Raw genomic sequence first — 15,215 nt, 5'->3', positions numbered from 1 at the left:
GGAAAACTCTCTATCTCTTCGAGATCAGCCGTGGTTGTGCAGTGGCTTGCCGGCGAGAACCATGGCGGCCTCACCGATGGTCTCGTTCTGCGTGGGGTGCGCGTGCACGAGCGAGGCGACGTCGTGGGCGTCGGCCTCCCACGAGACGATCAGCTGCCCCTCGCCTACCTGCTCGCCCATGCGGGCGCCGATGGCGTGGAAGCCGACAATGGGCCCGTCCTTGAGCGAGACCAGCTTGACGAAGCCCTGGGTGCCCAGGATCTGGCTCCTGGCGTTGCCGGCCACGTTGAACTCCGCCGTCGTGACGTTCTCGGCGCCGTGGACCTCGGCGGCCCTGGCCTCGCTCAGGCCCACGGAGGCGATCTCGGGCTCGCAGAAGGTCACCTTGGGGACCAGGATGTCGTCGACAGGCCGGGGATCCAGCCCGGCGATCTTCTCGGCCACCGCGATGCCCTGGGCGAAGCCGCGGTGGGCGAGCTGGACGCCGGGGACGATGTCCCCCACGGCCCACACGCCCTCCACGTTCGTGCGACCGTAGCCGTCGGTCAGGACGAAGCCGCGGTCCATGGCGACGCCCGCCTCCTCGTAGCCGAGGTTCGCCGTGGCCGGGCCGCGGCCGACGGCAATCAGGAGGACCTCGGCGTCGTAGGTCCTGCCGTCGGCTGTGCGGACCCTCACGCCCGCGGCGGTGCGTTCGACGGAGTCGAACATGGTGCCGGTCCTGAAGGCGATCCTGCGCTTGCGGAAGGCCCGCTCGAGCTGCTTGGAGATGGCCTCGTCCTCGTTCGGCACCAGGTGGGGCAGCGCCTCGATAATCGTCACCCGCGAGCCCATGGAGGCCCAGGCGGAGGCGAGCTCGACACCGATGACCCCGCCGCCCAGGACGACGGCCGAGGCGGGCACTCGATCGAGCTCGAGCGCCTGGTCGCTGGTCATGACCGGCCCGGAGATCTCCTGGCCCATGGTCTTGGACAGCGAGCCCGAGGCCAGCACGACGTTCCGCCCCCGGTACCGCCTGCCGCCCACCTCGACGGTGTCCCTGGCGACCAGGCGGCCCCAGCCGCTCACGACCTCGATGCCCCTGGAGGAGACAAGGCCCTGCAGGCCCTTGTACATCCGGGAGATCACGCCGTTCTTGTACTTCTGGACCGCGGGCATGTCGAGGCCCTGGTACACCGCTCTGACGCCGACGGCGGCCGCCTCGCGCACGGCCTCGGCGGTCTCGGCCGAGTGCAGGATGGCCTTGGTCGGAACGCAGCCGCGGTGGAGGCAGGTGCCGCCGATCTTGTCCGCCTCGATGAGCGCGACTCTCAGGCCCAGCTGGGTGCCGCGCAGCGCGGCGGCGTAGCCGCCCGAGCCGGCGCCCAGGATGACCATGTCGTACACGGTGTCTGTCACGAAAACTCCTCGTTGATGTCACCCGCCCCTCGGGAGCGGCTCGGCACGCTGGCCATTGTTGCATCTGGCTGCTGCTCGCAGGCTCTGAAATCGCTTGCTCCGGGGACCTGAGTCCTGCCGGGGCAGTGAGACCTGTCACCTGCCGGGGAGATGATCGGGGCGCTGCCCGTGCGTGCGCCTCGGGCGCGTGTCCGCGCTGAGCGCATGCGCGGGCCCGCCTGCGGCCGAGGGGACCCGAGGGGACCAGGGAGCGGGCAGGGCCCCGGCTCAGGCGCGGCCGCTGAGAAGCGCCACGAGCGTGGCCAGGCCGGCGCCCGTGCCGCCGACGGGCGTGGCGCCCCACGCGGACTTCTCGTTGTAGGCCGGCCCGGCGATGTCGAGATGGGCCCACGGCACGTCCCCCACGAACTCGCGCAGGAAGAGGCCCGCCACGAGCATGCCCCCGGCGCGGCTGCTCATGTCGGTGTTGCGCAGCGCCGCAAACGGGGACTCCAGGGCGGCGCGCAGGTGCTCGGGCAGCGGCATGGGCCAGAACGCCTCGCCGGCACCCGCGGCGCAGGCGGCGACCTCGTCCCGCACCGAGGGCGTGCCCATGACGCCCGACACCCGGTCGCCCAGCGCGATGATCTGGGCCCCGGTGAGGGTGGCGACGTCGAGCACGCAGTCGGGCCTGTCCTCGACGGCGCGCGCCAGGGCGTCGGCCATGACCAGGCGCCCCTCGGCGTCGGTGTTGGTGACCTCCACGGTGGTGCCGTTGTACATCGTGACAATGTCGCTGGGGCGCTGGGCGTCCGCGGCGGGCATGTTCTCGGCCAGCGCCAGCCACGCGTCCACCCGCACCCCCAGCCTCAGGCGCGCCGCCGCGGCCACGGCGCCGAGCGCGGTGGCCGCACCGGCCATGTCCGACTTCATCTCCGGCATGGAGGCCGCCGGCTTGAGCGACAGGCCGCCGGAGTCGAAAGTGATGCCCTTGCCGATCAGCGCAACGCGCTGAGCAGGCCGCTCCGGCACCCAGGAGACGCGCACGAGGAAGGGCGGGTGCGCCGAGCCCTGGCCGACGCCGACGATGCCGCCGAAGCCCCGTCGGCGCAGGAGCGTCTCGTCGAGGACCTCGACATCCAGGCCCGCGTCGTCGGCGAGCGCGCGGGCCCGCTCGGCGAGGACCTTGGGGGTCAGCCGGTTCGGCGGCTCGTTGACCAGGTCGCGCACGAGCGCCGTCGACTCGGCCAGGGCGGTGGCGCGCGCCCGGGCGGTGCCGGCCTCCTCGGAGCCCGCCAGGGGGGTGGCGACGACGACGCGCTCCAGCGGCGCCGTCGGCGCGGGTACGCGCCCCGACCAGGCGTAGGCGCCGACGAGCGCGCCCTCGGCCACCGCACGGAGGTCGTCGGGGCTGTCGGCCGGAAGGAGGAAGGCGGCCGAGCCCACGCCGGCCAGCTCGCGCGCGGCGCATCCGGCGGCCCGCCTGAGCACCCCGGGCCGGGCGGCCCCGAGCGCGGCGGCGTCGCCCGGTCCGGCGTCCAGGCCGGGGCCGGTGCCGACGACCAGCACGCAGTCGGCGGCCGCATCGGGGCCCAGGACGTCGGCGGGCAGGCGCACGACCGCGTCGAGCGCCCCGGTGAAGCCGACGGCGGGCAGCGCCGCGGCGAGGGCCTGGAGGTCGAGGCCCTCGGTCGAGGCGCCGTCGGTCACGAGGGCGGGCGTCTTGTCGGTGTCCGCGGCCGCCAGGACGAGCGCCTCGACCTCGTTGCGGGCAGGGCTGGAGGGAATCATCTCAAGAGTGGTCACAGCCTCCGATGGTAGTGTGCCCAGGGCTGCTCGGTGCCGTTGCCCCGGTCGGCCCGTGGAGACATGATGCTCTGAGGAGATTCTGCGATGCCTGCACCAGCGGACGACCGCCCTCCGGTCCGCGGCGTTGAGGACCGGCGTCGTCCCGCCCACGGGTGGGGGCGCCTTCTCGTCGTCGTCTTCGCCGTCTTCGGGCTGGCGGTCCTGGCCCCCGCCGCGGTCTCGCTGGTGCGCGAGCCGGCCGCCGCCCCGGCCCTCGGATCGATCAACGTCGCCGTCGGAGTCCTGTTCGTCCTGCTGGCCGTGTGCGTGGCGCACAACGGGCGCCGCATGCGGATCATCGGGTGGATGAGCCTGAGCGCGCTGCTGACCGGCGCGGTGATCATCGGCGTGCTGACATGGACCGACGCGGTCGAGGGCCTGGAGGCCAGCGTGTGGGCCGACGGCGGCCGCCGTCTCGGCTATCTGCCGCTCGTGCTGCCGCTCGTGGCCGCGGGCTGGATGTGGCTGAGCAACCCGCGTCGCATCGTGGTCAACGCCGAGCGGATGGACGAGCTGGGGGCGACTCTCGTGGAGCGGGCCAGGACGGCGCAGTCGGGGCGGGACCAGCGTCCCGACGGCCGCTGAGAGCTGCTGAGACGATGCCGTGGGACGACCGCTCACCGGCCGGCCGAGTCGTCGTCCTCCCCGGGCCGCGGTTCCCCGGGCTCCGCCGCGGCGCTCCGGTCCCTGTGACTCGCGGGGCGGCGGGTATGCCTCCAGCGCTCCTGGAAGCGGGCGCCGACGGAGGTGGGCGCCTGGGGGTCCTTGATGATCATGCCGCGGCGGCGCAGCTCCTCGGTGTAGATGGTCGAGCGGGTCAGGAACCGCCCCGTCACGGTGGACAGCGCGACCGCGAGCATGAGAGGGGTCAGCAGGTTGTACTGCCCCGTCATCTCGATAATGAGGACGACGCTGGTGATCGGCGCCCGGGCCGCTCCCGAGAACACGGCGCCCATGCCCAGCACCCCGAAGACGGCGGCGGCCTGCGGGCGGTCGGGCGCCACGAGCGTGCCGAAGCACGCCCCGAGCACGCCGCCGATGAACAGCGACGGGGCGAAGACGCCCCCGGGCATTCCCGACGCCAGGGTCACCGAGGTCGCCACGATCTTGGCCAGGACCAGGGCGCTTAGCGCCAGCGCCGTGTAGCGCCCGTCCAGGGCGCGGCCGAGCACCGCCGAGGACTCGCCGTACATCTCGGGCGCCGTCAGCAGGATGCCTCCGACCAGCAGGCCCCCGACCGCCGGCCGCGCCCAGCGGGGGAGCCGGAGCCGGTCGGCCCCGGCTGCGGCGGCGTCGGCGCTCAGGTACCGGGCGCGCGAGAAGCCCACACCGATCAGGCCCCCCAGGACGCCGAGCACGGCGACCCACCCGAGCTGGGCGTCGCCGGTGAGGTTCAGGGTCGGCAGGGACAGCGACAGCGAGGTGCCCAGCAGGTGGTGGGAGAGCACCGTGGAGGACACGCAGGCGAGCACGACGAAGGTGAAGGCGTCGACGGTGAAGTCGACCAGCACCACCTCCATCGCGAAGAAGGCGCCCGCGAGCGGGGCGTTGAAGGCCGCGGCGATGCCGGCGGCCGTCCCGGCCGCCGCCAGCAGCCGCATCGCTCGTCGGGGGAGGCCCAGGCGCCGTCCGAACAGGCTCGCGGTGCTTGCGCCGAGCTCGGCGATGGGTCCCTCAGGCCCCACCGAGCCCCCGCCGCCAATGGCCAGCGCCGCCGAGACCACCGTCGCCGCGGCGGGGACCGGGGCCATGGCGCCGTCGGAGCGCCGGGAGGACCACAGGACGCCCGCCACCCCGTGGCCCGTCGGGGTGCTGCCCAGCCAGGACATGATCGGCCCGATCATGAGCCCCGAGATGACCGGCGCGACCACGAGGAACCACCTGCCCAGCCCCGCCAGGGCGCCGACGCTGGGCCCCAGGGAGGCGGTGTAGTCCTGCGCACCGGTCAGGAGCCTGGTCCAGGCGTCGATTCCCACGCGGAACAGGACGGCGCCCGCTCCCGAGACCAGGCCGACTCCGATCGCCAGCATGAACAGGCCGCTGCGGTGGTAGCGCAGCAGTCCCAGGAGGACGTCGCGGCAGTGCGCGTGGACGGGTCGTGCGGTCATGGGTGCGGGTCTGGGTGCGGGTCTATGGGGTCTGCGGCGAGAGCGCCTGCCATGGGGCGGTGGGATCAGCGGCTCAGGTTCTCCACATGCGCCATGATGGGGTCCTCCTCCGGGGACTCCAGGCCCCACACCTGGGCGTAGAAGCTCAGCTCGACGCGCAGCGCGCGGTGAATACTCGACGCCATCCGCAGGCCGTGGCCCTCGCCCTGGAAGACCTCGAGCGCCACGGGCAGACCCCTGTCCCTGACGGCCTCGTACATGGCGGTCGCCTGGTCGGCCGGCACGATCGGGTCCTCGCTGCCCTGGAGAAGCAGCAGCGGGGCGTGAATGCTGTCAATGTGGTGCAGCGGGGAGCGCTCGGCCAGCACCGGGTCGTCGGCGCCGGCGGCGCCCACGAGCGTGCCGATGTACCGGGACTCGAACTTGTGGGTGGTGCGGGTCAGCCGGGCCAGGTCCGCCACGCCGTACAGGGACGTGGCGGCGCTGAACACGGTCGAGCGGGTCAGCGCCGACAGGACGGTGAAGCCGCCGGCAGAGGCCCCGCGCACTGCGATGCGAGCGGGGTCGACCCTGCCCGAGGCGGCGAGGAGCTCGGCGCCGGCGATGACGTCGTCGACGTCGTAGACGCCCCAGTGGCCGTTGAGGGCGTGCCGGTAGCGGGTGCCGTAGCCGGTCGAGCCCCGGTAGTTGACATCCAGGTAGGCGAAGCCGCGAGTGGTCCAGTACTGGATGCTCAGGTTGTAACCGGGCCGGGCCGCCGCCGTCGGGCCGCCGTGGACGTTGACGATCAGCGGGGGCAGCTCGTCGTCGGGGCCGTTGCGGGAGGCCGACGCCGGCGGGTAGAAGAAGCCGTGGGCGGTGGCCTGCGCGGTGGTGGGCCAGGTCACGGGCGTGGGCAGGGAGACGCCGATGGTCTCCGCCGCGAGCTCGCCGGACCCCCGCAGGACCTCGACGCGGCCGTCGCGCACCTCGATGATCGCGGGCGGCTCCATCTCGTTGTCCGCCAGCATGACGACCCGTCCCGCGGACGAGGCGACGTTGCCCAGCGGCTGCCAGCCGATGTTCCACTCCTCCATCTGCCCGTTGGAGAGCCTTATCGTGCCCAGGTGCCACACGCCGTCGCTCGCCCAGGAGGCGATGAGGTGCTCGCCGTCCAGGACGTCGTAGTGGTGGGGGCCCAGCGCCCAGGCGGGCGAGGTGAAGGTCGCCTCGGCGGGATGCAGGGGGCGGGTGCGCAGCCCCGTCGTCCAGCCCTCCCGGTTGGTGCCGCGGCGCGGGAACCCCTCGGTGCGGTACAGGTTGGAGAAGCCCGAGGCGTTGGAGACGTGCACCAGGTCGCACTCCTCGGTCCAGCGGGGCTCGGAGGCGGCCTCGCCGTCGCCGCCCACGACCGTCTGGTCGCCGATGCGCCCGTCGGGCAGAAGGTCGCCCACGTGCAGGGTCGTGCTGTCCCACGGCATGCTCGGGTGGTCCCAGGTGATCCAGGCCAGGTGCTCGCCGTCGGGGGACAGGGTCGGGGAGGCCACAAAGTCCGTCCCGGCCACGACCGTGGTCACCGGAGCGTCCTCGCGCGCCGCGGAGCCGTCCAGCGGGACCGCCACCAGCGAGTTGACGGCCTCGCCGCCTGCGCGGTGGTCCTCGCGCACCGCGTAGACCAGGCCGCGCGCGGTGTCGATCTCCAGGTCTCCGTGGCGCACGTCGCCGTAGATCGTCAGCGGCACCAGACCGCGCATGGGGTGGGCGACGTCGTAGCGGTACAGGCGCCCGTCGCCGGCGTGGGACACGACGACGGTCCCGGAGTCGACGGCGTAGGCGCGCCCGCCGTACTCGTGCACGCGGGTGCGCGTATCGACGAGCTCGTCGGAGGGCGTGAGGGGGAGGACCTCGCCGACCGAGCCGTCCCCGCCCCGGCGCAGCAGGACGCTGCGGCCGGCCTGCGAGGCGCGCTGCTCCACCCAGTAGGTGTCCGCGCCGTCCACGCGCACCTGCGACAGGCGCACCGTCCGAGTGGTGATGGTTCCGGGCGTGATGGGGGAGGGCCAGGTCCCGAACGGAGCCGTGGTGCTCATGGTTCCTCCTGAGTGCGGTACGGCGGGGCGCGGCGGCGGGCTGCGCGGCTCCAACCCTACGTGCTCGTGCGCGATAGCAGTGAGGCCTCCCCGCGGGCGCTGAGCGCCTATGCTGTGATGCCATCACACGCGGCTGGCCCGCGGCGTCGCACGGGCGCGGGCCGGGGCGCGGGCGCGGCAGGACCAGGACCGGGAGGAAGAGCCCTGATGAGTGAGAAGACAGTGCTCGCGGGACCCGCGAGCCCTGGTGAGGCCGGCGTCGCGCTGCCACGGACGCCGCTGCTGTCCTCGATCGCACGGCCCAGCGACCTGGACCGGCTCACCAGCGAGGACCTGGTCGCCCTCGCCGGGGAGATCCGCCGCTACCTCGTGGCCACGGTCGCCCGCACCGGGGGGCACCTCGGCCCCAACCTCGGGGTCGTCGAGCTGACCCTCGCGCTGCACCGCACCTTCCGCTCCCCGCGCGACACCATCGTCTTCGACACCGGCCACCAGGCCTACGTCCACAAGCTGCTCACCGGCCGGCAGGACTTCACCCACCTGCGCGAGCGCGGCGGCCTGTCCGGGTACCCGGCCCGCAGCGAGTCGGTCCACGACGTCGTGGAGAACTCCCACGCCTCCACCTCCCTGTCATGGGCCGACGGCATCGCCCGGGCCAACCTCCTTCAGGGCCACGAGGACCGTCACGTGGTCGCCGTCATCGGGGACGGGGCGCTGACCGGCGGCATGGCCTGGGAGGCCCTGGACAACATCGCCGACTCCTCCGACAAGCACCTGGTCATCGTCGTCAACGACAACGGGCGCTCCTACGCCCCCACCATCGGAGGGCTCGCCCACCACCTGGACGCGCTGCGCACCAACCCCGGCTACGAGCGCATGCTGGCCGGCGTCAAGCGCATCCTGCTCACCCAGGGGGCGCCCGGGCGGGCCGCCTTTGACGCGCTGCACGGCCTCAAACGGGGCCTGAAGGACGTCCTGGTCCCCTCGGCCTTCTTCGAGGACCTGGGCATCAAGTACACCGGACCTGTCGACGGGCACGACGAGACGGCCCTGGAGTTCGCCCTCACGCGGGCCCGCGAGTACGCCGACCCGGTCATCGTCCACGTCATCACCCAGAAGGGCAGGGGCTACACCCCCGCCGAGAAGGACGTCGCCGACCGCTTCCACGCCGTCGGCCGCATCCACCCCGAGACGGGGCTGCCGATCGTGCCCTCGCGCTTCGGGTGGACCTCCGTCTTCGCCGAGGAGGTCCTGGCGCTGGCGCGCGGCGATCAGCGCATCGTCGCCGTCACCGCCGCCATGCAGCAGCCGGTCGGGCTGCAGCCGATGGCCGACGCCTTCCCTGAGCGGGTCATCGACGTCGGCATCGCCGAGCAGCACGCGCTGACCGTCAGCGCGGGCATGGCCTTCGCGGGCCTCCACCCTGTGGTGGCCCTGTACGCGACCTTCCTCAACCGGGCCTTCGACCAGGTCCTCATGGACGTCGGCCTGCACCGCGCCGGGGTCACCATCGTGCTCGACCGCGCCGGGCTGACCGGCACCGACGGCGCCAGCCACAACGGCATGTGGGACATGGCGCTGCTGGCGCACGTGCCCGGGCTGCGCCTGGCCGCTCCGCGCGACGAGGCGACCCTGCGCGAGGACCTGCGCACCGCCGTCGCCACCCCCGACGCGCCCACCGTGGTGCGCTACCCCAAGGGCGCCCTGCCCGAGCGCGCGCCCGCGGGCCGGATCCTGGGGCCCCCGGACGATCCCTTCGAGGCGGTCGATGTGCTGGCCGAGCCGGACGACGGGGCGCCGGCGGGCGGGCCCCGGCAGGGCCTGCTCCTGGTGGCCGTCGGCGCCATGACGCCCGCGGTGCTGGCCGCGGGGCGCGAGCTGGCCGCCGGGGGGTGCGCCGTGACGGTGATGGCCCCCCGCTGGGTGGTGCCGGTGCCGCGGACCCTGGTGGAGGCGGCGCGGTCCTTCGCGGGGGTCGTCGTCGTGGAGGACGGGCTGGTCGACGGCGGCGTCGGCTCACGGCTGCGGGACGCCATCGAGGACGAGGCGGCCGCCGGCGCCGGGCGCGGCCCGCTCGTGGCGCGCGTGGGGGTGCCCCGCCGGTTCCTGGGCACCGCCACCCGCGAGCAGCTCCTGGCCGACTTCGGCATGGACCCGGCGGGGATAGCGGCCACCGCCAGACACCTTCTGGGCGCCCTCCGACTGGCCCCCGACCCGTCCGCGGCTGTGGGACGCCTGTCCTATTGTCGCGATCGTCCGCGTCTGCGCGAAGACGCAAAAACGTGGGCACAGGCCGGTAATGCCCATGCGCGGACCGTGGAAGCACCTGACAATGAGACGGGACTTTAGTCCCAAATATAGGGTGCACGACTGGCTCTTGTGAGTGATCCCACCGGTCTTGTGGGCGGGCGGCCCCCGCTGCCGTCGGGGACCGGCCTACCCTGGAGGTGGACGGCGCAACGATGTACCGCCACGCCTCACAAGGGCGCATACACCCACCTACAGGAGGGCACGGATGACCACCGAGGTCACAGCATCCGCCACAGCGGAGGACAGCACCAGCCGCGATGCGTGGGAGGGCTTCGCCACGGGCCCGTGGGCTCGGGACATAGACGTCCGAGACTTCATCCAGCGCAACTACACACCCTACGACGGGGACGCCTCCTTCCTCGCAGGCGCGACCGACAAGACGCTCAGCCTGTGGGAGACCCTTGAGGACAAGTACCTCAAGGAGGAGCGCAAGGTCCGCATCCTCGACGTCGATACCCACACCCCGTCGGACATCGACGCCTTCGCCCCCGGCTACATCTCCGAGCGCGACGACGTCATCGTCGGCCTGCAGACCGACTCCCCGCTCAAGCGCGCCATGATGCCCAACGGCGGGTGGCGCATGGTCGCCCAGGCGATCAAGGAGGCCGGCAAGGAGATCGACCCCCAGGTCCAGAAGATCTTTACCAAGTACCGCAAGACCCACAACGACGCGGTCTTCGACATCTACACCCCGCGCATCCGCGCGGCCCGCTCCAGCCACATCATCACCGGGCTGCCCGACGCCTACGGTCGCGGCCGCATTATCGGCGACTACCGCCGCGTCGCCCTCTACGGGGTCGACCGGCTCATCGAGCTCAAGCAGAAGGCCAAGGACTCCGTCGCGGACCAGCCCTTCTCCGAGCACTGGGCCCGCTACCGCGAGGAGCACTCCGAGCAGATCAAGGCGCTCAAGAAGCTCAAGAACATGGCGGCCTCCTACGGCTTCGACATCTCCGGCCCCGCGCGCAACGCCCACGAGGCCGTCCAGTGGACGTACTTCGCCTACCTGGCCTCGGTGAAGTCCCAGGACGGCGCCGCCATGAGCATCGGCCGCCTGTCGGCCTTCCTCGACATCTACTTCGAGCGCGACCTGCGCGAGGGCGTCATCGACGAGTCCCGCGCCCAGGAGCTCATCGACAACATCGTCATGAAGCTGCGCATCACCCGCTTCCTGCGCACCACCGACTACGACCAGATCTTCTCCGGCGACCCCTACTGGGCCACCTGGTCGGACGCGGGCTTCGGCGAGGACGGCCGGTCGCTGGTCACCAAGACCTCTTTCCGCCTGCTCCAGACGCTGCGCAACCTCGGGCCGGCCCCGGAGCCGAACATCACGATCTTCTGGAACGAGGACCTGCCTCAGGGCTACAAGGACTTCTGCGCACTGATCTCCATCACCACCTCCTCCATCCAGTACGAGGCCGACGAGCAGATCCGCGAGCACTGGGGGGACGACGCCGCCATCGCCTGCTGCGTGTCCCCCATGCGCGTGGGCAAGCAGATGCAGTTCTTCGGCGCCCGCGTCAACGCGGCCAAGGGCCTGCTCTACGCGATCAACGGCGGCCGCGACGAGATGACCGGCAAGCAGGTCGTCACCGGCCTGCCCGGCATCGAGGGCGACGGCCCGCTCGACTTCGACGAGGTCTGGGACAAGTACGAGAAGATGCTCGACTGGGTGGTGGCCACCTACGTCGAGGCCCTCAACATCATCCACTACTGCCACGACCGCTACGCCTACGAGGCGATCGAGATGGCGCTGCACGACTCCGAGATCGTGCGCACCATGGGCTGCGGCATCGCCGGGCTGTCGATCGTCGCCGACTCGCTGAGCGCCATCAAGTACGCCAGGGTCACCCCGGTGCGCGACGAGACCGGCCTCGTGGTCGACTACGTCACCGAGGGCGACTTCCCCATCTACGGCAACGACGACGACCGCGCCGACGACATCGCCGCCACCGTGGTCCACACGATCATGTCCAAGATCAAGGAGCAGCCCTTCTACCGCGACGCGATCCCGACCCAGTCGGTCCTGACGATCACCTCGAACGTCGTCTACGGCAAGGCCACCGGCTCCTTCCCCTCCGGCCACGCCAAGGGGATGCCCTTCTCCCCGGGCGCCAACCCGGAGAACGGCATGGACACCCACGGCATGGTCGCCTCCATGCTGTCCGTCGGCAAGCTCGACTACAACGACGCCCTCGACGGCATCTCGCTGACCAACACGATCACCCCGCAGGGCCTGGGGCGCACGCTCGAGGAGCGCGTGGCCAACCTCGTGGGCATTCTCGACGCCGGTTTCGTGCCGGACGACTGCGCCGAGGTCTGATCGGGGCTGATCGACGGTCTCCACCGACTCTCTGTCGAAAACACATCTCTCATCACCAGAAAGGGGCCGATCATGGCCACGTACGAAGAGCGCCTCGCCTCGATGAAGGCGCAGCGCCAGGACAATGGGGGCGTCAAGGGCCTGTACCACGCCAACATCAACGTCCTGGACCGCAACACCCTCGAGGACGCGATGGAGCACCCGGAGAACTACCCGAACCTCACGGTCCGCGTCTCCGGCTACGCCGTCAACTTCGTCAAGCTCACGCGCGAGCAGCAGCTCGACGTCCTCAACCGCACCTTCCACGCCGGCGCCTGAGCCGGGACGGTGCCGGCTCAGATGACTGAGACCATCGCCCCTGTGGCGCCGGGCGGCCGGGACCAGGACTTCCTGGCCCCGGCCGCCCGGCTTCGGGGGGCCGGGATCGGCGGGCTCGAGGAGCTGACCGACCTGCAGCGCTCGGAGCGTCTGGCGCGCATGCGCGAAGGGTCGCTCGGGTCCATCCACTCCTGGGAGCTCGTCACCGCAGTGGACGGGCCGGGCACCAGGATGACCATCTTCCTCAACGGCTGCCCGCTGCGCTGCCTGTACTGCCACAATCCCGACACCTTCCTCATGAAGGACGGGGAGCCGGTGACTGCCGACGAGCTGCTGCGGCGCATGAAGCGCTACCGCGGCGTGTTCCGCGCCTCGGGCGGGGGCGTCACCCTGTCCGGCGGCGAGGTCCTCATGCAGCCCGCCTTCGCCGCGCGGCTGCTGGCGGGGGCCAAGGCGATGGGGATCCACACCTGCATCGACACCTCCGGCTACCTGGGCGCCAGGTGCACCGAGGAGATGCTTGACAACATCGACCTGGTCCTCCTCGACGTCAAGAGCGGCGACGAGGAGACCTACAAGAAGGTCACCGGTCGTGAGCTCGCCCCCACCATCGCCTTCGGGGACCGGCTGGCGGCCAGGGGCATCGAGATGTGGGTGCGCTTCGTACTCGTCCCTGATCTGACCGACGACCCGGCCAACGTCGAGAACGTCGCCCGCATCGTCGAGCGCTGGGGCAGTGCCGTCACTCGCGTGGAGGTCCTGCCCTTCCACCAGATGGGCGCCGACAAGTGGAGCGCCCTGGGCCTGGACTATCGCCTGCGCGACACCACGCCCCCCGACCCCGAGCTCGTCGAGTCCACCCGGGCGATCTTCCGCTCCCACGGATTCACCGTCCACTGAGCCGCCGCTGAATCGGCGCGCAGCCGACCGGCGGGCACGGCTTCAGGCCAGAGCGGCGGTGAGCGCCTGGCTGAGAGCCGGGCACACCTGCTCGATCTGCCACGGGCGCGCCTCCAGCGCGCTCAGTCGCGCGGCCACGGCCGCCGGGGCGGTGTCCACCCGCATTCCGGACTGGTGCGCCTGGCCGAGGTCCCAGGCGAGGCGGCGCTGAGTGTCGGGAAGCACGAGCAGCTCCTGGGGCAGCCGCAGGTCGTCCGCGCGCGAGCGGACCGTGGCGCGCACGACCTCGAGCACTCGCGCCGCCTCGGCGTGGTGGCGTCCCCACGAGCGCGGCTGCGGCAGCTCGCCGGAGGCGAGGGGCGCGTGAGTGGGCGGCAGCTCGTCCTCGGGCAGACTCATGGCGCGGTCGATGGCCTTCCACCACCGCTCCTGGTGCTGACGGGCCTGACGGGAGGAGAACTCCTTGAGCGCGGCGAGCTTGCGTCGCGATGTCGGCCGGGTCAACGCCGCCGCGATCAGCGCATGGTGGGACAGGACCTTGGACGGCGTGCGATCCAGGTCGGAGGCGAGCTCCTCGCGCGCGATCCACAGCTCGCGCAGCACGGCGAGCGACCGCCTGCTGCGCACCGCCCGGCCCGCGCGCGGGGTCTTGCGCCACGGATCGACCTTCGCCGGTCTCGGTGGCCGGGTGCGCTCGAACTCGAACTCCTGGGCCGCCCACTGCGCCTTTCCCGCGGCCGTGAGCTCGGCGCTCAGGGCCGTGCGCAGCTCGGCGAGCAGCTCGACGTCGAGTGCCGCGTAGACCAGCCAGGAGGCGGGCAGGGGGCGGATCGACCAGTCCGCGGCCGCATGGTCCTTGGCCAGCCGCAGCCCCAGGGTCTCCTCGGCAACGGCGCCGAGGCCGACGTGGGTCCGGCCCAGGAGCCGGGCCGCCAGCTCGGTGTCGAACAGCGAGCGCGGCGTCAGCCCGAGGTCGGCCAGGCACGGCAGATCCTGATCCGCCGCGTGCAGGATCCACTCCGGGCCGTCGAGCGCGCGGGCCAGCCGGTCCAGGGGGCCGGCCGTGAGCGGGTCGATGAGAATGGTGCCACTGCCCGCGCGCCGCAGCTGGATGAGATAGGCGTCCTGCCCGTAACGGAAGCCCGAGGCGCGTTCGGCGTCCACGGCAACGGGGCCCGAGCCTGCGGCCAGGGCCTGGACGGCGCACCGTAGCGCCGCGGGGGAGTCGGTGACGGGAGGCAGGCCGTCGCGTGGACGAGTGTAGGCCACGACGCTGCTCTGCGGGATCGGGGAGTCGGTCGTCCCAGGGACGGGGGCCGCGCGCGGTGGCCGCGGACCCACCGTCACCGCACCACGCTCGCCAGCTCAATGGGCGTGGCGATCTCGGGCTCGTGTCCCGCGGCGACGTGGATCAGCTCGTACCAGGCCTCCAGGTGCGGCGTGAGGTCCGGGGTGGTGGGGCTCCATGAGGCGCGGATCTCGGCGTGCGCGCACGAGTCGGACAGCTCGAGGCCGCCGAAGGTCTCGGACAGCACCCGGGTGACGGTCCCGACCAGGGCGCGGTACCCGGCACCCGCGCCGTCCAGGGCGTCGGTGAGCCAGGACCACGCCGCCGATCCGAGCAGGGGGTCGGTGCCGACCTCCTCGTCGAGGCGGGAGCGGGCCATGACGACCAGCCGGAAGTCGCCGTCCCAGGCCTCCTGGCCGGCGGGGTCGTGCAGAACCACGAACTTGCCGGAGGCCAGGGGGGCTCCGGAGCAGGTCTCGACTGTCTCGGCGGACAGCGCCGCCGAGTAGGGGGCCAGCTTGCGCGGTGCGGGCGCCTCGTCCAGGACGAGGCCTCGGGGCCTGAATGCGTGACGCATTGACAGCAGCGCCTCGGCGAAGCGGTCGGGAACAGCGGGCTTGGGGACATGCGGGGAACCCGTGGGGGAAGATTCGGTCACCTCGCCAGGCTAC

The 15,215-nt window shown here is 72.3% G+C and carries 11 protein-coding genes; 5 read left to right on the top strand and 6 right to left on the bottom strand.

What is annotated here, in order from left to right; translation table 11 throughout:
- Window positions 1-24: 24 nt before the first annotated feature.
- Together lpdA and O145_RS07675 are read right to left on the bottom strand one after the other, a co-directional pair.
- A complete protein-coding gene (lpdA, locus tag O145_RS07680) occupies window positions 25-1,398 on the bottom strand; it encodes a dihydrolipoyl dehydrogenase (protein ID WP_043561981.1) in 1,374 nt (457 codons plus the stop codon).
- A gap of 267 nt (window positions 1,399-1,665) precedes the next feature.
- Entirely contained in the window at window positions 1,666-3,183 is a 1,518-nt protein-coding gene (locus O145_RS07675; RefSeq protein WP_043561978.1) for a leucyl aminopeptidase, read from the bottom strand.
- Between the two features lie 87 nt (window positions 3,184-3,270).
- Here O145_RS07675 and O145_RS07670 point away from each other — a divergent pair, with 87 nt between their 5' ends.
- Window positions 3,271-3,810 carry a hypothetical protein gene (locus O145_RS07670; protein WP_043561976.1) on the top strand — a complete coding sequence of 180 codons (540 nt, stop codon included), beginning with the start codon at window positions 3,271-3,273 and terminating at the stop codon, window positions 3,808-3,810.
- 32 nt (window positions 3,811-3,842) lie between these two features.
- Here the strand turns inward: O145_RS07670 and O145_RS07665 are convergent, their stop codons facing one another.
- Together O145_RS07665 and O145_RS07660 are read right to left on the bottom strand one after the other, a co-directional pair.
- A complete protein-coding gene (locus O145_RS07665; protein WP_052374821.1) occupies window positions 3,843-5,333 on the bottom strand; it encodes a chloride channel protein in 1,491 nt (496 codons plus the stop codon).
- Window positions 5,334-5,398: 65 nt separating this feature from the next.
- The gene (locus O145_RS07660) at window positions 5,399-7,402 is read right to left on the bottom strand and encodes an alpha/beta hydrolase family protein (protein ID WP_043561974.1); all 2,004 of its coding nucleotides are present in this window, start codon (window positions 7,400-7,402) and stop codon (window positions 5,399-5,401) included.
- Window positions 7,403-7,609: 207 nt separating this feature from the next.
- Here O145_RS07660 and dxs point away from each other — a divergent pair, with 207 nt between their 5' ends.
- The 4 genes from dxs to pflA all read left to right on the top strand — a co-directional run bounded on the left by dxs (window position 7,610) and on the right by pflA (window position 13,256).
- Window positions 7,610-9,751 (top strand): 1-deoxy-D-xylulose-5-phosphate synthase, encoded by a 2,142-nt coding sequence (dxs, locus tag O145_RS07655; RefSeq protein WP_084682453.1) that lies wholly within the window; start codon window positions 7,610-7,612, stop codon window positions 9,749-9,751.
- Window positions 9,752-9,917: 166 nt separating this feature from the next.
- The gene (locus O145_RS07650) at window positions 9,918-12,038 is read left to right on the top strand and encodes a pyruvate formate lyase family protein (RefSeq protein WP_043561969.1); all 2,121 of its coding nucleotides are present in this window, start codon (window positions 9,918-9,920) and stop codon (window positions 12,036-12,038) included.
- A gap of 72 nt (window positions 12,039-12,110) precedes the next feature.
- Window positions 12,111-12,356, top strand: coding sequence for an autonomous glycyl radical cofactor GrcA2 (gene grcA2 / locus O145_RS07645; protein WP_008734270.1), 246 nt, complete (start codon window positions 12,111-12,113; stop codon window positions 12,354-12,356).
- 21 nt (window positions 12,357-12,377) lie between these two features.
- Window positions 12,378-13,256, top strand: a complete 879-nt coding sequence (gene pflA / locus O145_RS07640; RefSeq protein WP_043561965.1) for a pyruvate formate-lyase-activating protein — start codon at window positions 12,378-12,380, stop codon at window positions 13,254-13,256.
- Between the two features lie 42 nt (window positions 13,257-13,298).
- Here the strand turns inward: pflA and O145_RS07635 are convergent, their stop codons facing one another.
- Together O145_RS07635 and O145_RS07630 are read right to left on the bottom strand one after the other, a co-directional pair.
- Window positions 13,299-14,525 (bottom strand): HRDC domain-containing protein, encoded by a 1,227-nt coding sequence (locus O145_RS07635; RefSeq protein WP_156966652.1) that lies wholly within the window; start codon window positions 14,523-14,525, stop codon window positions 13,299-13,301.
- Between the two features lie 74 nt (window positions 14,526-14,599).
- Window positions 14,600-15,202 (bottom strand): DUF3000 domain-containing protein, encoded by a 603-nt coding sequence (locus tag O145_RS07630; protein ID WP_043561962.1) that lies wholly within the window; start codon window positions 15,200-15,202, stop codon window positions 14,600-14,602.
- Window positions 15,203-15,215 lie beyond the last annotated feature (13 nt).

Origin of the sequence: Actinomyces israelii DSM 43320 (genome assembly GCF_000711965.1) — a bacterium.
In the GTDB taxonomy this organism is placed as follows: domain Bacteria; phylum Actinomycetota; class Actinomycetes; order Actinomycetales; family Actinomycetaceae; genus Actinomyces; species Actinomyces israelii.
This window is presented reverse-complemented; position numbering and strand designations above follow the sequence as displayed.